This is a genomic window from Roseovarius halophilus (ex Wu et al. 2025) (assembly GCF_047086965.1).
In genome coordinates this window covers 1-22,282 of record NZ_JBKOTX010000090.1, presented here as the reverse complement: position 1 = coordinate 22,282, position 22,282 = coordinate 1, and the positions used below count along the sequence as shown (strand labels likewise).

Sequence of the window (22,282 nt, the reverse complement as noted above, 5' to 3'; positions counted from 1 at the left end):
GCCGTCCTCCATCGCGGCCCGCGCCGCGGCGCGCGGCAGCCCCGCCCCGAAAAGCTCGGCCCCCGGGGCGGCGGTGATTATCGGGTGATACATCGCGAAATCGGGCCAGCCGCTCTCGTCCCAGTCCAGCGCGTTCGCAAGTGCCGCGCGGTCCTGACGCAACGCCGGGGTGACACGCGCCGCCTGGTCCTCGGTCAGCATCTCGAACACGATGGCCTCCGGCGCGAACCGGGCCACTTCCTCGGCCTGCCTGTCGTGATGCACCGGGTTGTCGTGGATTTCGCCCAGCACCAGCACGTCCTGTGCGCTGGCGCCGCCGGCGAAAAGCAACAATACGGCAAGAACGCGACCCATCATGCCAGCAGGTTGTGCACCTCGGCCCCGTGCCTTTCAAGATGCTTGCGCATCTTCTGGAATGCCGCCGATTCAAGCTGCCGGACGCGTTCCTTGGACAGGTTCAGTTCCTCGCCAAGGCTTTCAAGGGTACGCGCCGTCTCGCGCAGCTTGCGTTCGTGCACGATGAAACGTTCCCGATCGCTCAGGCCGCCCATCGCCTCGCGAAGCCAGTCACGCAGCGCGTGCAGGTCGTGGCCCTTCTCGACCACCTCGTCCCCGCGCGGCGCCTCGTCCTCGAGGGTGTCGATCCACTCGCGGCCCTCGTCCTCGGTCGTCTGCGTTGCATTGAGCGAGAAATCCGTGCCGGACAGGCGGCCTTCCATCATCTCGACGTCGCGCAGCGGCACGCCAACCTCGTGGGCGATCATCTCGCGCAGCTGGTAGCCGTCCAGTTCCTCGCCCTTTGCCATCGCCTCGCGCTCAAGTCGGGCCTGAACCCGGCGCATGTTGAAAAACAGGCTCTTTTGGCTGCTGGTGCTGCCCGTGCGCACCATCGACCAGTTGCGCATCACGTAGTCCTGGATGCTGGCCTTGATCCACCACACCGCGTAGGTCGAGAACCTGACCCCGCGATCGGGGTCGAACTTGTCGGCGGCCTTCATCAGGCCGAGCCCCGCCTCCTGGATCAGGTCGTTCATCGAGGCGCCGTAGCGCCGATATTTCGACGCCATCGATATCGCCAGCCGCATATAGGCGGTGATCAGCCTGTGCAGCGCCTCCTCGTCCCGGTTGTCCCGCCACGCGTAAGCGAGTTCTAGCTCGGTTTCGGCATCCAGCAGTTCGGCCTTCATGGCCCGGCGGGACATCGTACTGTCTTGCGGTGCATCAAGTGGCATATCGCCCCCCAGTCAGGCTGTTAAATGTTTCACGCCTTTCCCGGCGTCTCAACCAGTGGTACGCAGCCTCAACCGAAGCGGATCAAAAAGGGATATGCACAACATGCTGCCGGGACTGACCTTGGTACTGGGCGGGGCCGCGTCGGGCAAGACGGCCTTCGCCGAGAAACTCGTGACCGGCACCGGGCGCACGCCCGTCTACATGGCCACCGCACAGGCGCATGACGACGAGATGCGAAACCGGATCGAACGGCACAAGGAACTGCGCGGCGCTGGCTGGCGCACGATCGAGGAGCCGCTCGACCTTGGCCGGACGCTTGCCACCGTCAGCGGCGACAGCGCGATCCTCGTTGATTGCGCCACGATGTGGCTGTCGAACCAGCTACTGGCCGAAAGCGACCCGGCCGAGGCCGAGGCCGCCCTGATGGCCGGCCTCGCGCTGTGCGCCGCGCCCGTGGTGATCGTCTCAAACGAGGTCGGGCTTTCCGTCGTGCCGGAAAACGCGCTGGCGCGCCGCTTCCGGCAGGCACAGGGGGAACTCAATCAGAAGCTCGCCGCCAAGGCCGGTCTTGTCGTCTCGGTCACGGCGGGGCTGCCGCAGGTGCTCAAGGGCGACATGCCGTGACCCGGCTATTCTGGGTCCGCCACGGCCCGACTCATGCGAAGACGATGGTCGGCTGGTCCGACCTGCCGGCCGACCTGTCCGACACGGCCCGGCTGGGCAGGCTTGCCGCGCACCTGCCGGACGGGGCGCCGGTGATATCCTCCGACCTCGCCCGCGCGGTGGCCACGGCCGATGCCATCGCGGGCTCGCGCCCGCGGCTGCCGCATGACCCAGACCTGCGCGAGATCAATTTCGGCGCGTGGGAATTGCAGGCGTTCGACCGGGTCCCGGATCAGGCCGGCCTGCGGGCGTTCTGGGACAACCCGGGCGACATTCGCGCGCCCGGCGGCGAAAGCTGGAACCAGATCACCGACCGGGTCGAACGAGCGACAGACCGCCTGCTGACGGCCCATGCGGGCGGCGACATCATCGTCGTGGCCCATATGGGCGCCATACTGACAAGGGTACAACGCGCGCTCGGCATTACCGCTTACGAGGCGTTCGGTCACCGCATCGACACGCTGTCGGTGACGGAGCTGCACCTGCGCGGCAGCGACTGGCAGGCGCGCACGATCAATCACCAGCCGTGACGCGCGCATCCGGCGCGCGTCAAGGGCCCGGCGATGGATGCCAACGCCGGGGCGCATCCCGCGCCGCAACCGGGCCCGTATCCGCTGCTGCCGTTGCCCGGGCGGCTGCGCATCTCACTGCCTGACCCGGTCAGCCCTTGGGTCGAATGCAGCGCGGGTATGCGGCACCACGCGATGCAGCGTGCCGGCAATATCCACCTCGTACCGACCGTCGGCAAGGAAATCACGCGTGATGCATTCCTGCGCCGTCAAGCGGCCCAGCGCCACTGTGGCACCAAGCGCTTGCCCCCACGCGGCCGATCGCACCGTCCCGATTTCCACGCCGTTCCTAAGCACGGCCTCGCCACCCCAGAGGTGGGCCTCGGGATCCTGCGCGACGAGTTGCACGATCCGGGTTTTCAGATGCCCGGGATCTTTACCAGCTTGCATAAGTGCGCGGCGCCCGATGAAGCCGCCGGGTTTGTCGAAATCCACGGCGAACCCCAGCCCCGCCTGAAGAGGCGTGATATCCGGCGTAAGCTCACGCCCCCAGGCACGGAACGCCTTCTCCAGCCGAAGCGCTTCCAGCGCGTAGTAACCCGCGTGGCACAGGCCATGCCTGTCGCCAACCGTCATCAGGTCATCGTAGACACCCGCGGCGAATTCCGTCGGCACCAGCAACTCCCATCCGAGTTCGCCGGCATAGCTCATCCGGTTCGCAATCACCGTCGCGTATCCCAGCGGGATCTCGCGATGCGTGGCAAACGGGAAGGTTTCGTTCGAAAGATTCGCCCCCGTCAGCTCCTGCAACAAGTCGCGCGATCTCGGCCCCATGACGGCAAGCACCGCATAGGCCGAGGTGACATCGGCAAGCGTGACATGCGCGCGGTCGGCAAGGTTCCGGCGGATCCAGTCGAGATCACGCACCACCTGCGTGGATCCTGTGATCAGCAGGTATTCATTCCGCCCGCGCCGCAGTACGGTCAAGTCGCTTTCATAGCCCCCGCGCGTGTTCAGAAGGGCCGTATAGACGGTTCCGCCGTCTTCGACATCCACGTTCCCGGCGCAGATGCGGTTCAGTTCCGCTGCTGCATCGGGCCCCTGGACAAGCAGCTTCGCGAAACTGGTCAGGTCGAATAACGCGACAGCCTCGCGCGTCGCCTTTTGCTCACTCGCCACCACGTCGTGCCAGTTCTGGCGGCCGAACGCGTAAACAGTTTCGCGCGACATATCCGTCGGCGCGAACCAGTTTGCCCGCTCCCATCCCATGCGGGTGCCGAACACGGCCCCCTGCCGATCCAGCCGATCATGGATCGGCGAGCGGCGAAGCGGTCTGGCGCTGTGCAACTCCCGGTTCGGCCAAGGCATGGCATAATGCAGCCCGAGCGTTTCCTTGACCCGGTCGTGCAGCCATCGCGGGTTGTTGTTGAACCGGGCGAAACGGCGTATGTCCACGTCAGCAAGATCAGACGTCGCCTCGCCCGCCACGATCCATTCCGCCAGCGCGCGCCCGGCACCGCCGGCGCTGGCGATCCCCATCGAGTTGAACCCGGCGCCGACGAAGTAATGCCGCAGCTCAGGCGCCTCGCCGAGGATGTAGTTGTTGTCCGGCGTGAAACTTTCCGGCCCGTTATAGAAAGCGCGCACACCGCTTTGCGCCATCCGAGGCACCCGTATCAGCGCATTCTCCATCAGGATTTCGAACTGGTCCCAGTCATCGGGCAAAAGCGTGAATTCGAAATCGTCGGGAATACCTTGCATGCCCCATGGCTTCGCGTCGGGTTCGAACCCGCCCATCGCAAGGCCACCTGTCTCTTCCTTGAAGTAGATGTACCCGTCGGGGTCGCGCAACACCGGCAAGTCTGGCATCACGCCCTTCATTTCCTCAGTGACGACGTACATGTGCTCGGCCGAATGCAATGGCACTGTCACGCCGCACATAGCCCCCAGCTTGCGTGCCCATTGGCCCCCGCAATTGATGACGTTCTGCGCGCCGATGCGCCCCCGGGGCGTCTCGACACCGGCGGCGCTCCCGTCCTTGGTGTGGATCCCGGTCACGCGGGTACCCTCGATCACCCGCGCCCCGCGCATCCGCGCGCCCTTGGCCAATGACTGGGTCAGATCGGTCGGATTGGCCTTGCCATCACCGGGCATCCACAACCCTCCCTTGAGGTCGGATGTCTCCATGACCGGCCATTTGTCGCCCGCTTCCTGCGCTGAAATGATGTCGACCTCGACTCCCTGAGCCCGCGCGCTCGCGGCCGTCCGGCGCAGCACGGTCATGCGTTCATCCGTCCGTGCCACAGTGACCGATCCACAGCGCTTCCAGCCCGTGGCAAGGCCGGTTTCAGCCTCCAGCTCGGCATACAGATCGGTGGAATAGCGGATGAGACCGGTCATCGCCGGCGTGTTTCGCAACTGTCCGACAAGGCCCGCCGCATGCCATGTCGTCCCGCTGCTCAGCCGGCCCTGCTCCAGCAGCACGATGTCACTCTCGCCCATCTTGGCAAGATGGTACGCCGTGGAACAGCCGACGATCCCGCCGCCTATGATCACATGTTTCGCATATTGCGGAAGCGCGGACGTGAGCATCTGGTTGCCTTTCCTGTCATCGAGCTGTCGCAGGCAACCATATTTTGCATTTTTTTGCAAACGCGAAATCAGTCGACAACCGTTACAGACGCACCCGCATCAGCAAGTGCTGCGGCGATGTCATCTGGCGGCGGCGCATCGCTCAGGATCTCGACATCCGCCGGGAGCGCTCCCAGAACGACCTGCCCGACGACATCATATTTGCTACTGTCCACGAGCACTAAAGTCCGCTCGGCCTGCGCGAACATGAGACGGTGCAACTCGACAGCCTCTCTTGAGAAATTCGTGAACATCGCCCGCGCGCTCAGCCCCCCGACACTGACGACCGCGAATTCCGTCCTGTACTTCGATAGATTGGAAAGAACCTCGACCCCCAGCGCAGCCATCTCCGCCGGAGCAACACGCCCACCGAGCAGGACAAGCTCACGACACCGGGGCGCCAATGCCTCTGAAACACGCAAATCATTGGTCACAACACTCAAATCCCTCACGCTCTCTCCCAACGCCTGCGCCACGCAAAGCGCGGTGGACCCCATGTCGATCGCGACGGAAGCGCCGTCCGGAACAATCTGGGCGACCCTTTCCGAGATACGCGTCTTGCCTGCCGCGTTCGTCTGGGCCCGATCCCCGATCGGCGCCTCGCGCGTCTGCACGCGCACAGCCCCGCCACGAACCTGCCCGACCATGCCGCGCGATGCGAGCAGTTCGATATCCTTTCGCACGGTCTCGCGGGTCACGCCGAGGCGCGCCGTCAGATCGCGGATCGAGACCGCGGCATGGCGCCGAATCTCGGTGAGGATGATTTCATGTCTCTCCGAGGGAAGCATAAAGAACTCCGTTGAAATTCGCGCCCCAGTCTTAACGATACTTGACGGCGGTTGCAATTTTTTGCATGTTTTTGCAGGATGCGGATTTCAATCTCACGCGTGGCGGTCCATCCGCCATCGTCCCCGTTTCAGCCGGGCATGACACCTCGGCTCTTACCGGCTCCGCAATAGAACAATGGAGGCACCATGAAAATCCTGCGCACCGACAAGGAGCTGGAGTGCCCCGGGATTGAAAGCGCCCTGCGCGGCCAGGGCCATGATCTGGTCTCGTTGCCCGGGGACATAACCGAAGCGGACCTCGCCCGGGCCTCGCTGGGGGCAGGCTTGATCCTGACCTGCTATACCCCGATCACCAGAAAGGTGATTGAAACGGCAACCTCCCTGAAAGGCATCGTGAAATACGGCGTGGGGATCGACGCAATCGATGTCGAGGCCGCCATCGAGCAGGGCGTGCCCGTCGTCAACATTCCGCATTATGCCGAGGAAACCGTGGCCGAGGGCGCTTTCGCCCTGTTGATCGCTCTGGCGCGACGATTGATGCCGTTGCACGCCAAGATGCAGGCGGACGGATGGGATTGGCCGCACGCCCCGCGACAAGGAAGTGATATCGCGGGCAAGACGATCGGGCTGGTCGGTGTCGGCCGCATTGGCCAGGCGATGGCGCGCATGATGGGCTGCGGATTTCGGGCGCGTATTCTGGGCTATGATCCCCACCAGTCCACCGACGCGCTGCACGGGATCGGTGTCGAACGCCGCGATGATCTTCACCACATGCTGGCCGAATGCGACTTCGTGTCTGTTCACAGCACGTTGACACCACAAACACGCAAAATGATCGGCGCGCACGAATTCGCGTGCATGAAACCCGGTGCCCTGTTCATCAATGTGTCACGCGGCGCAATTGTCGACGAGGCCGCGCTCGTGCGCGCCCTGGAAAGCGGCCACCTCGGCGGCGCAGCGCTTGACGTGTTCTCGGAAGAACCGCTGCAACGACACGGCCATCCGCTTTCCCCGCTTTTCGACATGGAAAACGTCATCCTGTCTCCGCATCTGACGTTCTATACGTCAGAGGCGATGGCACGGCTCGAGGCGGAAACGCTTGAACGCTGCGATGAGATCATCAACGGCCGGCCCGTGAAAATCCGCTCCACGAACCCGCGCCTGCGCGCTCAAAACACCGGGGTGATCTTCGAGGCCTGAGCCCGGACGGGTCAGTTCGGCGGGGTATCGCCAAGGCTCTCGATCAACCGCGTTTCAAGCAGCTGCCCCTCCCGATAGAGCAGCGGATAGGAGATCGCCGCGATCTTGCTGTTGAAATCCTTGAAGGCGCGCAACGTCTCCAGGTGGATGTCGCTCGACTCGAAGCTCTCGGTGGCACCTTGTCCCAGGCGCCGGAGATGCGCCTTGCGACCGCTCCGCTCGGCGCGGGTGATCTCGGTTTTCGCTTCAAGCATGAGCCGGGCGCTCTCGCAGTCGTCGGAAAGCAGCACGTTCGACGCCAGCAGGATGTTGGACTGGATGTTCTCGTGCAGCGACCGCAACTCGTCCAGTCCGGACCGCGAGAAACGAATGCCGTGATCGGACCTGTCCTTTGCAAGTGGCAGGAGTTGTTTGACAACGATATCGCCCGCGGCCTCGATCGCGATGGCATACTCGGCAAGGTCGCGTGCTTTCTTGTAGACCGCCTTGTCATTCTCGCGTGCAGCCATCGCGGCGACGTAGTGGCGAACTCCGTCCAGCGCCTCGTTCAGGACGCGATCCCGCTGGCGCAGGGCCTCGGCACGGTCCCTGTCGTATGCCTCGTAGAAATCCATCGCCGGTCGGAACATCCCGTCGGCAATCTGAAGCATCCGCAAAACCTCCCGCTTGAGGCTGGTCAGCGCCAGATTCGGATTGTCCAGCACGGCCGTGTCCAACAGGCTCTGATCGGTGTCGTTCAATGCCTTGTCCGGCGTCGGCTCGGGCGGCAGCAGCCGGCTGATCGGAACGTGCAGGAGCTTGACGAACGGCAGCGCGGTGACAAGCAGGATCAGGTTGAACAGGATATGCACATTCACCAGCGACTGACCCGGATGCGCGCTGGATATATGCGGCAAGACCTCCACGCGGTTCATCAGGACCAATGTGCAAATCGCCCACGCACCACGTAGCACGAAATTTGCGGCCGGTACTTGCCGGGCCTCGGGTGACATGCCGCGGCTCAGCCAGATTGGAATCAGCGCCGACCCCATGTTCGCGCCGAGCACGAGGGACACCCCGGCCATGAGCGGGATCGCCCCGATCGACACCAGCGTGACGCACATCAGGATGACAGCCACCGAGGAATGCATGACAAAAGCCAGCGCCAGACCCGCGAGAAAAGCGGTGACGTAATCCTGTTCAAGGTAGCCGGCTATCGACGGCAGGAAAGCGCTGTCGCGGATCGGCTCCATCGTCTCGCGCAGAAACCGCAGCGAAATCAGGATGAAGGCAATACCCAATACAATGCGGCCCGCCTGTTTGACACGGCGCTTCTCGGTATTGAAGAAGAATGCCCCGCCAACCGCCAGCAGGACGGGAACAAGCCATTCAAGTTTGAATGACAGCACCTGGATCAGCAGCGCCGACCCCAGATCGCCCCCCAGCACCACGGCCAGTGCGGTTCCGAAGGACAGCGCGCCGGTTCCCGTGAACCCGGCCGCCAGCAAGGCCACCGCGGCCGAACTCTGCAGCACGACGGCCATGAAAACACCGACCAAGGCCGAGCGCCCCGCGCCGCCGGCCGCGGTCATGTTCCGACGAAACGACGCGCCAAAGGCACGCTCTATGCCGGTCCGGACCATCCGGACCGAATAGAGCAGCAACATCGTAGCCCCCGCCAATTGGACGAGGAACCAGAGTATGGTCATGCCGTTCGGCTTTCCGAGATAACGGCCTGCTCGACAATTGCCAGCGCGCGATCCAGGTCGTCCTGCCCGATCGTCAACGGCGGCGACAATGTCAGAACGCATCCCTGGCTGATCTTGAAGCTGACCCCGGCGGCGAGGCAGGCATAGTAGATACGTTCGGCGCGCTGCCTTCCGGGGGTCTTGTCATCGCGGTCCTCCACGATCTCGATGCCCAGCATCAGCCCACGCCCGCGGATATCCCCGACAATCGGGCATTCGGACAGGGTTTCTTGCAAACGCGCCATCGCGTGCCTGCCCAGTTCGGCCGAGCGCGCCACAAGGTCCTCCTCCTCGATGATTTCGAGCGTGGTCAGCGCGGCCCGCGCGGTAAGCGGGTTCTTCTCGTGCGTGTAATGGCCGATCGCGAAGTCGCCGCAAACGTCGAGATCCCGCCGGGCCACGCAGGCGGCGATCGGCAGCATCCCGCCGCCCAGCGCCTTGCCCAGCGTGACGATGTCCGGCACGATCTCATCATGCTCGAAGGCGAACATCCGACCGGTCTTGCCAAGGCCAGTCGGGATTTCGTCGAGGATCAGGAGCGCGCCATGGCGGGTGCAGGCCGCGCGCACCTGTGCCCAGAAACCGGGCGGGGGAACATACGGCACCGCGCGCATCGGCTCGGCGATCACCGCCGCCACGTCGCCCTCACGCTCCAGCACGTAATCGATCATGTTGGCACAAGCCAGGCCGCAGGTCTCCGGCCCGGCATGACCGTAGGGGCAGCGATAGCAGGCAAAGGGCGCCACATGCTCGGCACCGGGCAAAAGCGGCCCGGCGATATGGCTGCGAAAGGTGGCTTCGCCGCCCACCGACGCGGCGCCGAAACCGGCACCGTGGAACGCATCCCAGAAACTCAAGGTCTTGAAACGCCCCGTGACCGCGCGCGCGATCCTGAGCGCCACCTCGTTCGCATCCGATCCGCCCGTGGTGAAAAGCGATTTGCTAAGGTCGCCGGGCGTGATCTCTCCCAGCCTCTCGGCCAGCGCAACCGCCGGGTCATTGGTGAAACGCCGCGGGGCAAAGGGAAGATCGTCCAGCTGCGCCTTGATCGCGGCGCTCAACCGCGGATGGCCGTACCCGACATGATGCGCTGAATTGCCGTGGAAATCCATGTACCGCCGGCCATCACAATCCTCGATCCAGATGCCCTCGGCCCGCACGATCGTCGAAACGCAGGGGCTGGACAGGCTCTGATGCAGGAACGCGTCCGCATCCCGCTTCAAAAGCGGGGCAGATGCCGGGCCGACGGCCTTGCGTTGCCACTCCGCACGCTCACGGGATGTGTTCGACTCTCCCTCGGTATGCACGATAGGACCGTTCATCCTGCTCGCCTCCCGTTTCCGCGCTGTGCGGCCGAAATTTCGTCAGTCTTTCTCATTTTCAAACCGGTCCCTTTTATAATGTGCACGCAAGAAAGCGGCCCGGTACCCTGCCGGGTCGCCGGGGGCCGCGGCGGTCATCCGCCCCAGGGCAGGGAATAGGTCTTCACGTTCGTGAAGAACTTCATCGCCTCGATGACACCTTCCTTGACACCGTTGCCGCTGTCCTTGATCCCGCCGAAGGGCGACATCTCGATCCTGTAGCCGGGTTGCTCCCATATGTTGCAGGTCCCCACGTCGAGCCCGTTGATATAGGCAATCGCGCGGTTGAGGTCGTTGGTGCACACCCCCGAGGACAATCCGAACGGCGTGGCATTCGACATGGTCATGACCGCCGCATCATCATCCGGCACACGGACGATCGGCACCACCGGGCCAAAGGTCTCCTCCCGCACCAGTTCGCTGTCGTGGGAGACATGATCGACCACGATGGGCGGCAGGAGCGCCCCCTGCCGGCCGGGATCATAGAGGATCTGCGCCCCCGCGGCCGCGGCCATGTGCACCCGGTCCTCGAACAGTTCCGCCGCCCGCGCGTGGACCACGCATCCCAGCTGTGTTTCCGGATCGCGCGGGTCGCCAAAACGGATCGCCTTTGCCTTGTCCAGCACGCGCGGCACGAAGGCATCTGCGACGCTTTCCTGCACGAGGATGCGCTTGACCGCCGTGCAGCGCTGGCCGGAATTGCCCGTCGCCCCCGCGACGGCCAGCGCCGCGGCGCGGTCAAGGTCATCGGGGCCGAGGTCATTGAGGACGATCAGCGGGTCGTTCCCGCCCAGTTCCAGCGCGGTACGCTTGTATCCTGCTTTCTCTGCGATCATCTTGCCGACTGGCACACCCCCGGTGAAGGTGATGATATCGATGTTGTCGTTGACGATCATCTCGTCCCCGATGTCCCCGGGCCAGCCGGTAACCACCTGGAACATCTGGGGTGGCAACCCGGCCTCGTAGAGGATATCAGCCAGCGACAGCGCCGTGAGCGGCGTCAGTTCCGTCGGCTTGCAGACCATGCAGTTGTTCGTGGCGATCGCCGGCGCGATCTTGTGGCTGACCATGTTCAGCGGGTGGTTGAAGGGCGTGATGGCCGAAATCGCCCGCACCGGTTCGCGCAGCGTGAAAATCTTGCGCGCCTTGCCGTTATGCGTCAGGTCGCAGGAAAAGACCTCGCCGTCATCCCTCAGCGCCTCGGCCGACGCGAACTGGTAGACATCCTGCGCGCGCCGCGTCTCGTAGATCGCATGCTGGTGGCAGATGCCCAGTTCCAGCGTCAGCCATTTCGCCAGGGTTTCGCGCCGTTCGCCGATCAACTCGCCCGCCCGCCGCAGGATCCGGCTGCGGTCATACCGCGTGAGATCGGGCTTGTACGCGGCCGCGACGTCCAGCGCGTGCCGCGCATGCCCGGCGGTGCCTGCCGGCACCGTACCGACCACCTCGTCCGTGTAGGGATAGCGCACTTCGATCCGGGCCTCGGTGCGCACCGTTTCCCCGTTGATCCGCATCCCCTCGTGGCGGATATCGTGTTTGTTCATCACCTGATCCGCCATGGTCAGGCCACCGTCGCCATGGTCGCGTAGAAGAAAGCGTCGAAATTGCGCAGCTCCGGTGCCGTCGGCAGGTCCATCCTGCGATTGACGATGAACGGCACGTCCTGCTCGGTCAGCCCGCCATGACTGCGCAACGGTTCCTTGAGGGCGGCAAGGTCATGCCGGTCGACGGATGTGCCGATACAGACATTCTCACCCGAAATCATCACGATATCACCAATCCGGTCGGCCGGAAGCTCGAACCGGCGCACGGCCTCTTCCTTGTCCACGACAAGTATCAGTTCCTCCCGCGCCGAGAGCCTTTCGATGATGTCGGCCCGGTCAACCCCCTCTGGCAGATACGCGGTGGCGAAAGACCCCAGCGCGCCGTGATGGACCACGTAAGGGTCGGTGATCGGCAGGATGACGCGCGCCGCATCCTTTCCAAGCCAGGTATCCATCAAATCCTGCACATACAGCACATTGGGCGACCCGTCGGCGTGGTGCTTCGGCTTCATCCCGTGATCGGCCGTCACGACGATGGCCGCGCCAAGTGCGTCAAGTTCACCCAGGTAACGGTCGAACATTGCGTAGAAGTCCTTGGCCTCGGGGGCCTCAGGCGCATACTTGTGCTGGATGTAATCCGTGGTGGTGAGATACATCACGTCCGGCTTCCATTCCTTCAGCAACTTGACCCCGGCGGCAAAAACGAATTCCGACAGCCCGGCGGAATAGACCTCGGGTTGCGACATCCCCAACCACGCGCTCGCGTCCTCCTGCCCGTGCTCCCCGTGGGTGGAACTGGCTGATTTCTCCGCCGAGAAGCATTTTGCCCGATCGTCATCGAAACTCAGCCCGGCCCCGAGCAGGGCGCGCAACTTGTCCTTCGCGGTCACCACGGCAACCTTGGCCCCGGCATCGAAGAACTGCTTGAACACGGTCGGCGCCCGCAGGAAGCGCACATCGTTCATCATCACTTCCTCGCCGGTTTCCCTGTCATAAAGAAAGTTGCCGCAAATACCGTGCACGGCGGGCGGCCGACCGGTGGCGATAGAGATGTTGTTGGGGTTGGTGAAGGACGGGATCACCGAATGCGCGATCCGCTCTGTCCCGTCCCGCCGGATACGGTCGAGGTTCGGCATGAGCCCTTCGGCGATCGCCGCGTCCAGATAGGCGGGCTCACACCCGTCCAGGCAAATCGCCACCGCGGCTGATCGCGGCATTTCGTAGTCGCGGTCGTTGGCCGTGACTTTCGTCATGATGTTCATCAGTGTGTTCCTTTTCATGGATCATCTTGCCCGCCGGCTCACGCCGCAAGCAGCGCACGTTCCTTCAAGGCGCTTTCGGGCGGGGCCGCACTCTTCACGCCCATTTCTCCCAGCGACCGCTCTATGGCGATGACGACCGCTTGCATGACACGGCTGTCCATCCGGCCGATGCAGCCGATCCGGAAGCTGTCCACCGCGGTCAGCTTGCCCGGATAGATGATGAAACCCTTAGATTTCATGAGGTCATAGAACATGTCGAACGAGAAAGCAGGATCCGCCGGAGAGAAGAACGTGACGATGATCGGGGACAGCCAGCGTTCATCGAGCAGCGTCTCGAAACCCAAGGCCCGCATCCCGGATACCAGCGCGTCGCGGTTTTCCCGGTACCGGGCACCTCTTGCGGCAACACCGCCCTCGTCCGCATGGGCATGGAGCGCCTCGACGAACGCGGCCACCACGTGTGTCGGCGGCGTAAAGCGCCATTGGCCCGTCGCCTCCATGTGGGTCCACTGCGCATGGATATCGAGGCTCAGCGAATGCGCATTGCCCTCCGCGGCGGCAAGTTCCGACTTGCGCGCCAGCACGAAGCCGAAACCGGGCACACCCTCGATGCACTTGTTCGCCGACGAGACCATCGCCTCGTAACGGATCTCGCCGGGTTCCATCGGGATCGCGCCAAACGCCGACATCGAATCGATCAGCAGCTTGCGCCCGTTCGCGTAGGTCGCCTCGGAAATTTCCGCGACCGGGTTCAGGATGCCCGAACTTGTCTCGCAATGGATCGCGACGACATGCGTGATGGCGGGATCGTCCTTCAGGATGCGGTCCACTTCCTCGCCGCGTGGCGGCAGGTAATCACCCTTGTCCAGAACCACGTGGTCGCGCCCCAGATAAACCATCGTCTTCACGGCCCGCTTGCCATAGGCGCCGTTCGCCAGCAGCAGCGCCTTGCCATCACGCGGAATGAAGCTGGCGAGCATGGCCTCGACGGCAAAGGTCCCCGACCCCTGCATGGGCACGCAATCGAACGCCGCGCTGTCGCTGCCCAGCATCTCCAGCAGAGCGACGCGCATCCGTCGGGTCATGTCACGGAAATCGCCATCCCAGCTCCCCCAGTCGCGTAGCATCGCCTTCTTGACCCGCTCCGACGTGGTAAGCGGCCCCGGTGTCAGAAGATAAGGTTCGCCCGCCATGGGCGCCGGCATTCCTGCTTCTGTCATCTCACTCCTCCAAAATGGCTTGCTCAATATTTGGGCGAAACACATACATATGTACAATCGATAGCACATATGATTTTATAGTTTTAACCTATACATTCCGGTGCGGGGCCCATGAACTACAGCCAACTGAAATCCTTTCATTTTGTTGCCGTGATGGGCGGCTTCTCCCGCGCTGCCGAGCACCTCCTGCTCACCCAGCCCGCCGTGTCGGAGCAGGTCCGCAATCTGGAACAGGAATTCGATACGCTGCTCTTCACGCGCCAGCGCAAACGCGTCCAACTGACCAAGGCCGGCCACGAGCTGCTCATCCTGACGAAGAAGATGTTCGAGACGTGGGAACAGATCGAGGATTTCCTGAAAAAAAGCCAGTCCGTGCCGACCGGCGAACTTCGGATCGTCGCAGATTCCGCCCATCACATCGTGGATGTCCTGAGCGCATTTCACCTCCGCTTTCCCAACGTCCATGTCACCCTCAACACCGGCAATTCGAGCGAGGTGCTGAACAAACTGCGGAACTACGGGGCCGAGATCGGCGTTGTCGGCAGTGTCTCGCCGGGCAGTGACATGCAGGCGATCGAACTCAGCAGGACGCCGATCGTCGGCTTCGCCGCCAAGGGCACCTTTCCAGAGACCATCACGGAAATGACCCTCGCCGAGGTGGCCCGGCATCCACTGGTTTTCCGTGAAGAAGGTTCCAAGACCCGGCAAGAGCTTGAGCACGCCGCCGGGAAGCAGGGGGTCTCCCTGCGCCCGGCCTTCGAGGTCGAAGGGCGCGAGGCCCTTCGCGATGTGGTCGCGGCCGGGGCCGGGATCGGTTTCATATCGCAAGCCGAGTTCATCCCGGATGATCGCCTGCGCATGTTCTGTCTCAAGGATTCGGATGCGACCATGAGCGAAAAGCTCATCTACCTCAAACACCGCGCCGACGTGCGGGTCATCCGCTCCTTTATCGACGTTTTCAAGACTCTACCCTCGCCAGGCTTGCGTCCGGGCTAGGACACCCTTCGACAACAAGAGATGAATGAGCCGCGCGGCGGCATTGGTATAGAAGATCATCATGCCCATCGCGGCCGCGGGCGCTATGTCGCCGGCGTCATCCATGTTCAGCACCGCGACCGAGGCCAGAGTGGTATTCGGCGAATACAGGAAAACGACCGCCGAAACCGTCGTCATCGCGTTGACGAACAGGTAAATCGAGATGTCGAGGATCGCGGGCAGGCAGACCGGCACGGTCACCCGCGTGAACAGCTTGGCGGTGGGCTGTTTCAACGACGATGAAACCGCCTCGAAATCCCGGTCCATCTGCTTCAGCGCCGTCACGGCCGTCAGATGAGCCACCGTGTAGTAATGCGTTACCGTCGCGATCACGAGGATGGCCATCGTCCCGTACAAGAAGTTCAGCGGGTTCCCGGGGTCGTTGAAGAAAAAGATGTAGGCCAGCCCCAGAACCATGCCGGGGATGGCCATCGGCAGCATCGCGAACATCTGGAACGCCGAACGCCCCGTCGTGAACCCGTTGGTCTTCTCCACGAGGTAGGCGCCGATGAACACGATCGCGGTGCCGCTGACAGCCGTGAGAAACCCCAGTTTTATCGAGTTGAAATAGGACCCCCAGCCGCCGCCATCCATGAGGTCGAAACGGTAGTTCCGCAAGCTCAAGGCCAGGTCGTACGGCCAGAACTTGATCAGTGCCGCATATTGGCAGACCACCAGCAGGCCGACGATGAACAGGGCAACGAGCAGGCTGTAGACCAGAAGAACAGAATCCTTAAGCGCATCAGGGGACGGCCGGTACGGTACGGACCGGGCCGAAAGCATCGCGACCTGACGCCGCTGCACGATCCGATCAAGCGTGAAGGCCGCGATCGCCGGCACCAGCAGCACGACGGAAACGACGGCACCCATTTCGAAATTCTGCTGCCCGATCACCTGCTTGTAGATATCCACCGCCAGCACGTCGTACTGACCACCGATCACCTTGGGCAAACCGAAATCCGTGATCACGAGGTTGAATACAACGAACGCGGCGGAAATCAGGCCGTAGCGCGCGCCCGGGATGGTGACCGTCCAGAAGGTTCGCCACGGGCTGGCCCGAAGGACAAGCGCCGCCTCGTAATACCGCGCGTCCGCGATCGCAAGCGCCGTGGATATGATGATGAACGCGTGCGGAAAGGTGAAGAAAACCGACCCGATCACGATTCCCGTCGGGCCGTATATGCTGTTGCCCATGAGAAGGCCGTTGATCATGCCTTGATTGCCGAAAAGGTAGATCAGCGCGATCCCCGGCAGCAGTGACGGCACGAGGATGGGCGCCATGGCAACCAGCCGGAAAAACCCCTTGAACCGCATGCAACTGCGGTTCAACGCGTAGGCGAACCAGAAAGCCAGCGTCACCGTCACAATCGTGGACACGCTCGCGATGAACAGTGAGTTCTTGATCGAGTCGAAAAGCGCCGGGTTCGTGAAATATTCGCGGAAATTGGCGAACCCGTACGAACTTACCGGGCGCAGATACGCGCGCCGGAACGTGTTGCTGTCCATCCTGACCCAACCCGTGTCCGAAACCAGCTCGGAGCCGACCAGAAAGCGGCCCTCGGCCGTCGTGTTCCGCAACTTGTACTCGACACTGCTGCGGAAATCGAAATCCGGGAACAACTCGACCACGTTCAATCGCCCGTCCGCCCCTGTTTCCAGGTCATCCGCGGCAAGGATATCACGCGCTGCATTCAGTTCGGCCAGTGTACGCGGCGGCGCACGAAATACCCCGTCTGCGTCGCTGACCTGCACCTCGTGGGCGGACAGATCGAACCGGTAAGTGGACAGGCTTTCCGACAGCATCGCGTAAAGCGGCAGCACCAGCGATACGACCAGGTAAAGCGCGATGGCCCCCATAAAGCCGCGCATCACGACATCATCGCGCGACAACTTTCCCTTGATCAGCCTCGTGCCGGGCCGAGGCAACTGGCTATTGTGTGTCATGCTCATGGGTCACTCAACCGTCGCGGGGAATACCATCAGACGATCCTGCGGCAACTCGACCTGCATTCGAGACCCGACGGCGAGGTCCAGCCGCCGGGCGGCGTTTACAGAGAAATCCGCGATCAGGGTCTTTTCCCTGAAATGCGGGCTGCCCAGCACGCACCGCCAGAACGACCCGAGGAATTCCATCTCGTCCACCGTGACAGCGAACCTGTTTCCAGCCGAAGACGCGTGCGGATTGTCGACGTCCGGCAGCCCGTCACCCTGCAGCGGAATGATGTCGTTCGGCCTGATGGCGGCGATCACCTCGTGATCCGGGACGAACTCGTGCGGCACGCAGTGCATCTTGGTGTTGCCCAACATGACCACATCCGGCGTCACCGTCCGGACCGGGATCTGGTTCATTTCGCCGATGAAATCAGCAACGAACAGCGAAGCGGGCATGCGGTACACTTCTGTCGGGGTCCCGATCTGTTCGATCACACCATGGTTCATCACGACGATTCGGTCGGCCATGGCAAGCGCCTCCTCCTGATCGTGTGTAACCATCACCGTTGTCACCCCGAGCTGGCGCTGCAGCTCCTTTATCTGGTGGCGCAGATGCACGCGCACCCGAGCATCCAGCGCTGACAGGGGCTCGTCCAGCAACAACAGCCCCGGCTCCGTCGCCAGCGCCCGCGCAAGCGCGATCCGTTGTTGCTGACCGCCCGACAGCTGGGACGGGTACTTGGGCCCCTGTGCGGGCAGGCCAACCACCGACAGAAGTTCCTGCACCCGCGAATCTATTTCGCCCCGCGTGCGCCCTTCGTTTTCCAGACCGAACGCGATATTTCTGTGCGCTGTCAGGTTCGGGAAAAGCGCGTAGGACTGGAACACGATCCCGAAGTCTCGGCCGGAAGGAGGCAGGTCCGATATATCCTTGCCCGCCTGCCGTATCTCGCCGTTGGTCTGCAGGTCCAGCCCGGCGATGGCACGCAACAACGTTGTCTTGCCGCAACCGGACGGCCCGAGAAAGCACACGAGCTCACCTTCGCGTATCTCAAGCGATACATCGCGCAGCGCGACAAAATCACCAAAGAATTTCCAGACACCAGAGATCTGCAAATAGGAATCTTGCACGCCTCCATCATGCATGTCGGCGGGTTTGCTCAAATTGTCGTAAGCCATTCCATCCGGCCCTTTGTCAGCGGAGTCGCAAGGGGGCCGGCCTCGGCCGGCCGACAGGGGGCGGCATGACGCCGCCCCGCTCAGCAGTCACTCGGGTTCCGATTTCCCGTCGTAACGCTTTTGCCACTCGTCGAGAATCCGCGCTCGGTTGTTCGCCGCAAACTCGAAATCATTGTCGATCATGGCATCGGCCAGGCCTTCGGGGAAGTGCTCGACCTTCTGGGCAACCCCCGGCACGGCAACGACCGCGTACCCCTCGTTGTAAAGCCGCATCGCATCCTCGGTGATGGACCAGTCCACGAGCGCCCGCGCCGCCTCCGGCGTGTCGGTGCCCGCCATGATGGCGACCGCTTCCATGTCCCAGCCGACACCCTCGGACGGCACGATGATATCGATCGGCGCGCCCTGCGCCTTGGACTGCGCGCCGCGGAAGGCAAAGGAGACCCCGATCGGGATCTCCCCGGACGCCGCCAGCTTGCACGGCTTCGAGCCCGAATGGGTATACCGCGAAATGTTGTTGTGAAGCGCGTCCATGTAGGCCCACCCCTCCTCTTCGCCGAACATCTGGATCCAGCTTGACACGTCAAGGAACCCGGTCCCGGAGGAGTTTGGATTGGGCATGATGACATGGCCCTCGTACATCGGATCGGTCAGGTCGGCCCAGGACTCCGGCGGCTCAAGGCCCAGCTTTTCGGATTCGATCGTGTTGTAGCACACCGACGCGACCCACGCGTCCAGCCCGATCCAGGACGGCGGCGTACTGGTGTCGACGAAACGGTCGCTCAACGCGTCGATGCCCTCGGGGCTGTAGGGCTCCAGCATCCCCTCCGATTTCATCAGGATGAGCGATGTCCCGGCCAGCCCCCAGACAACGTCCGCCTGCGGGTTGTTCTTCTCGGCCAGAAGTTTCGCGGTGATGATACCTGTCGAGTCGCGAACCCAATTGATGTTTATGTCCGGATGCGCCTCGTTGAAAGCATCCGCATATTTCTGCAGAAGGTCGGCTTCGAAAGCCGTGTAGACGGTCAGGTCGGTTTCCGCCATCGATGCGGTCGCGGCAAGGCAGGCTGCCAGAACCGACGCACCGCGAATACCTTGTTTATTCATTTCAACGTCTCCCTGTTATGACGACACCGGTAATTGTTTTTCCTCCGGCGTCTTGAGTCCACCGTTCACAAAACGGATCGGAAAGTATAATCGATAATTCTAACTAAATGATAGATTCAGCCTATGAAAAAGCCCGCCTGTGCGTCAGGCGGGCCCGTATTGAAGAATCGCGGACCACGACATTTCGCCGGGTACGGGAAAACAATGCGACAGCATCTTGGCTGCCCGCCGTCGGAGGCCGCGTCATGGTTTTGCGATGCCGGTTCGCGGCGGGGACCAAACGCCCCGCCGTCACGCCTTCATGCGCGCGGCCGCTGGGTCGTGCATCGGCCGCAGCGACGCCTCGGCGCGCACGCGGGTGCCGGCGACGTCGATCTCGTAGGTCGAGGCCAGAACCTCGTCCGCGCCCTGCCCCGCGCACGGCACATAGCCCATGCCCATCGCCCCGCCAAGGAAATGCCCGTAATTGCCCGAGGTCAGGTAGCCCACGATCTCGCCATCCCGCAGGATCGGCTCATTGTGGTAAAGCAACGGCTCGGGATCCGTCAGCCGGAACTGCACGAGACGGCGCGCCAGCCCCTGCTCGCGCTTGGCTTGCACCGCGTCGCGGCCGATGAAGCCGGGCTTGGTCTTCGACACGGCAAAGCCCAGCCCCGCCTCCAGCACGTGATCCTCGCAGGTGATGTCGTGGCCGAAATGGCGAAAGCCTTTCTCGATGCGGCAACTGTCCATCGCGTGCAGCCCGCAGAGCTTGAGCCCGTGATCCGCGCCGGCCGCCAGAAGCGTTTCGAGGACGTGACACGCCATGTCGGCGCTGACATAGATTTCCCAGCCCAGTTCACCCACGTAGGACACCCGGTGCGCCCGCGCCAGCCCCATGCCGATCTCGATCTGCCGGGCCGTGCCGAACGGCTGCGCCGCGTTCGAGAAATCGTCGGGCGAAACCGCCTGCATCAGGGCACGCGATCCGGGCCCCATCACGGCGAGAACGCCCTCGGCCGGCGTCACGTCGGTGATGACGGCCGGATGATCGCCCAGATGGCGGCGTAGCCACGTTTCGTCGGCCAGCCGCGTGCCCGCCGGCGTGACAACGAGGTAGGCGGTCTCGGACAGGCGGGTGACGGTCACGTCCGCCTCGATCCCGCCGCGCGGGTTGAGGAACTGGGTATAGACGATCCGGCCCACGGGCACCGACATGTCCGCGCCGCAGACATGGTTGAGGAACGCCTCGGCCCCCGGGCCCTCCACGCGGATCTTGCCGAAACTCGACATGTCGTAAAGCCCCACGCCGTCACGGATCGCCCGGTGTTCGGCCGCGGCGTTGCCGAACCAGTTCTGGCGTCCCCAGGAATAGCGGTACGCGCGGTCCTGCCCCGGGTCGGCGAACCAGTTCGCGCGCTCCCAGCCCGCGGCCTCGCCCATCACCGCGCCCCGGTCCAGCAACGGCGCGTGAAAGGGGGAGCGGCGCACACCGCGCGCCGTCGCCTTCTGGCGATAGGGGTAATGATCGGCATATAGCAAGCCCAGAACCTCGGAGGCGCGGCTGTGCAGGTAATGGCGGTTGCCCTGGAAGGGCTGCATCCGCGCAATGTCCACGTCGCCGAGGTCAAAGGGCTTCTGGCCGTCATGCATCCATTGCGCCAGCGTCCAGCCCGCGCCCCCCGCCGACTGGATGCCGATGGAGTTGAAGCCCGCGGCGACCCAGACATTGTCCATCTCGGGGCAGGGCCCGAGGTGATAGGCGTCGTCGGGCGTGAAGCTTTCGGGACCGTTGAAAAAGGTGTGAATCCCCGCCTCGGCCAGCATCGGCACACGAGCCACCGCCTTTTCGAGGATGGGCTCGAAATGGTCGAAATCCTCGGGCAGCTGGTCGAACTCGAAATCCTCCGGGATGCCGGACATGCCCCACGGCTTCGCCTCGGGCTCGAAGGCGCCGAGCATGAGCTTGCCCGCGTCCTCCTTGTAATAGGCGCATTCGTCGGGCACCCGCAGCACCGGCAGCCGCTCCAGCCCATCGATCGGCTCCGAAACGATGTAGAAATGCTCGCAGGCATGCAGCGGGACGTTGGTGCCGGCCATGCGGCCGACCTCGCGGCCCCACATGCCGGCGCAATTGACCACGTGCTCGGCCTCGATCCGGCCTTCGGCACCGTCCTCGGCCCGCCAATCCACCGACGTCACCCGGCGGCCCTGTCGCACAAGCCCCGTGACCTTAACCCGCTCGGCCACCCGCGCGCCGCCCTGACGCGCGCCCCGCGCCATGGCAAGCGCGATCCCCGTCGGGTCCGCCTGCCCGTCGGTCGGCAGCCAGACACCGCCGGTCACCCCGTCGAGCGCAACGTGCGGGTAGCGCTGCGTGATCTCGGCCGGGCTCATCTCCTCGACGGGCACGCCGAAGGCGCGTGCCATGGCCGCCTGGCGCAACAGTTCCTCGCGGCGGGACTCGCTGAGCGCGACCGAGATCGACCCGCCCTGCCGCATCCCCGTGGCAACGCCTGTTTCCTCCTCGAGCCGCGTGTAAAGGTCGGCCGAGTAGCGCGCGAGCCTGGTCATGTTGGCAGTGGCGCGCAACTGGCCGATCAGCCCGGCGGCATGCCACGTCGTGCCCGAGGTCAGCTGCTTGCGCTCGAGCAGGACGACGTCGCGCCAGCCGAGCTGGGCAAGATGATAGGCCACCGAGCAGCCCACCACGCCGCCGCCGATGATGACCGCGCGGGCCCGGGTTGGAAGATCGGTCATTGGTACCTCCTGTCAGTCGACATGTGTGCATCGGATCGCGTGCCGCGATCCGACCGGGGGGGGGGGGGGGGGGGGGGGGGGGGGGGGGGGGGGGGGGGGGGGGGGGGGGGGGGGGGGGGGGGGGGGGGGGGGGGGGGGGGGGGGGGGGGGGG

General features: G+C 63.7%; 17 protein-coding genes. 4 read left to right on the top strand and 13 right to left on the bottom strand.

Annotation, left to right across the window (positions count from 1 at the left end; all coding sequences use genetic code 11):
* Both ACH107_RS17650 and ACH107_RS17645 read right to left on the bottom strand, forming a co-directional pair.
* The coding region (locus tag ACH107_RS17650) for a ChaN family lipoprotein (protein WP_412506957.1) at positions 1-357 on the bottom strand (357 nt) is incomplete at its 3' end.
* The gene (locus ACH107_RS17645; protein ID WP_412506956.1) at positions 354-1,232 is read right to left on the bottom strand and encodes an RNA polymerase factor sigma-32; all 879 of its coding nucleotides are present in this window, start codon (positions 1,230-1,232) and stop codon (positions 354-356) included. The genes ACH107_RS17645 and ACH107_RS17650, both read right to left, overlap by 4 nt.
* Before the next feature lie 103 nt (positions 1,233-1,335).
* Between ACH107_RS17645 and cobU the strand changes: the two genes are divergently transcribed.
* Together cobU and ACH107_RS17635 are read left to right on the top strand one after the other, a co-directional pair.
* Positions 1,336-1,857, top strand: coding sequence for a bifunctional adenosylcobinamide kinase/adenosylcobinamide-phosphate guanylyltransferase (cobU, locus tag ACH107_RS17640; protein WP_412506954.1), 522 nt, complete (start codon positions 1,336-1,338; stop codon positions 1,855-1,857).
* A complete protein-coding gene (locus ACH107_RS17635; protein ID WP_412506953.1) occupies positions 1,854-2,426 on the top strand; it encodes a histidine phosphatase family protein in 573 nt (190 codons plus the stop codon). Before cobU ends, ACH107_RS17635 begins: the two co-directional genes overlap by 4 nt.
* 114 nt (positions 2,427-2,540) lie before the next feature.
* Here ACH107_RS17635 and ACH107_RS17630 read toward each other — a convergent pair whose 3' ends face one another.
* Positions 2,541-4,997 carry a GcvT family protein gene (locus ACH107_RS17630; protein WP_412506952.1) on the bottom strand — a complete coding sequence of 819 codons (2,457 nt, stop codon included), beginning with the start codon at positions 4,995-4,997 and terminating at the stop codon, positions 2,541-2,543.
* Between the two features lie 68 nt (positions 4,998-5,065).
* The gene (locus tag ACH107_RS17625; RefSeq protein WP_412506951.1) at positions 5,066-5,824 is read right to left on the bottom strand and encodes a DeoR/GlpR family DNA-binding transcription regulator; all 759 of its coding nucleotides are present in this window, start codon (positions 5,822-5,824) and stop codon (positions 5,066-5,068) included.
* Between the two features lie 186 nt (positions 5,825-6,010).
* Between ACH107_RS17625 and ACH107_RS17620 the strand changes: the two genes are divergently transcribed.
* The gene (locus ACH107_RS17620) at positions 6,011-7,024 is read left to right on the top strand and encodes a 2-hydroxyacid dehydrogenase (protein ID WP_412506950.1); all 1,014 of its coding nucleotides are present in this window, start codon (positions 6,011-6,013) and stop codon (positions 7,022-7,024) included.
* A gap of 11 nt (positions 7,025-7,035) precedes the next feature.
* On the opposite strand, the gene ACH107_RS17615 is transcribed toward ACH107_RS17620, so the two are convergent.
* From ACH107_RS17615 to ACH107_RS17595, 5 genes are all read right to left on the bottom strand, one after another.
* Complete coding sequence (locus ACH107_RS17615; RefSeq protein ID WP_412506949.1) at positions 7,036-8,712, bottom strand: Na/Pi cotransporter family protein; 1,677 nt, start codon at positions 8,710-8,712, stop codon at positions 7,036-7,038.
* Positions 8,709-10,073: an aspartate aminotransferase family protein gene (locus tag ACH107_RS17610; protein WP_412506948.1), complete on the bottom strand. Its 1,365-nt coding sequence runs from the start codon at positions 10,071-10,073 to the stop codon at positions 8,709-8,711. Before ACH107_RS17610 ends, ACH107_RS17615 begins: the two co-directional genes overlap by 4 nt.
* A gap of 134 nt (positions 10,074-10,207) precedes the next feature.
* Positions 10,208-11,656 (bottom strand): phosphonoacetaldehyde dehydrogenase, encoded by a 1,449-nt coding sequence (gene phnY, locus ACH107_RS17605; protein WP_412506947.1) that lies wholly within the window; start codon positions 11,654-11,656, stop codon positions 10,208-10,210.
* Between the two features lie 17 nt (positions 11,657-11,673).
* Entirely contained in the window at positions 11,674-12,936 is a 1,263-nt protein-coding gene (gene phnA, locus ACH107_RS17600; protein ID WP_412506946.1) for a phosphonoacetate hydrolase, read from the bottom strand.
* Between the two features lie 20 nt (positions 12,937-12,956).
* On the bottom strand, positions 12,957-14,138 hold the full coding sequence (locus ACH107_RS17595) for a 2-aminoethylphosphonate--pyruvate transaminase (RefSeq protein ID WP_412506945.1): 1,182 nt from the start codon (positions 14,136-14,138) through the stop codon (positions 12,957-12,959).
* Positions 14,139-14,249: 111 nt separating this feature from the next.
* Between ACH107_RS17595 and ACH107_RS17590 the strand changes: the two genes are divergently transcribed.
* Positions 14,250-15,134 carry a LysR substrate-binding domain-containing protein gene (locus tag ACH107_RS17590; RefSeq protein ID WP_412506944.1) on the top strand — a complete coding sequence of 295 codons (885 nt, stop codon included), beginning with the start codon at positions 14,250-14,252 and terminating at the stop codon, positions 15,132-15,134.
* Here the strand turns inward: ACH107_RS17590 and ACH107_RS17585 are convergent.
* From ACH107_RS17585 to ACH107_RS17570, 4 genes are all read right to left on the bottom strand, one after another.
* The gene (locus ACH107_RS17585; RefSeq protein WP_412506943.1) at positions 15,105-17,123 is read right to left on the bottom strand and encodes a putative 2-aminoethylphosphonate ABC transporter permease subunit; all 2,019 of its coding nucleotides are present in this window, start codon (positions 17,121-17,123) and stop codon (positions 15,105-15,107) included. The genes ACH107_RS17590 and ACH107_RS17585 overlap by 30 nt on opposite strands.
* Before the next feature lie 3 nt (positions 17,124-17,126).
* A complete protein-coding gene (locus tag ACH107_RS17580) occupies positions 17,127-18,236 on the bottom strand; it encodes a putative 2-aminoethylphosphonate ABC transporter ATP-binding protein (RefSeq protein ID WP_412506942.1) in 1,110 nt (369 codons plus the stop codon).
* A gap of 135 nt (positions 18,237-18,371) precedes the next feature.
* Positions 18,372-19,391, bottom strand: coding sequence for a putative 2-aminoethylphosphonate ABC transporter substrate-binding protein (locus ACH107_RS17575; RefSeq protein WP_412506941.1), 1,020 nt, complete (start codon positions 19,389-19,391; stop codon positions 18,372-18,374).
* 291 nt (positions 19,392-19,682) lie between these two features.
* Entirely contained in the window at positions 19,683-22,130 is a 2,448-nt protein-coding gene (locus ACH107_RS17570) for a GcvT family protein (protein ID WP_412506940.1), read from the bottom strand.
* Positions 22,131-22,282: the final 152 nt, after the last annotated feature.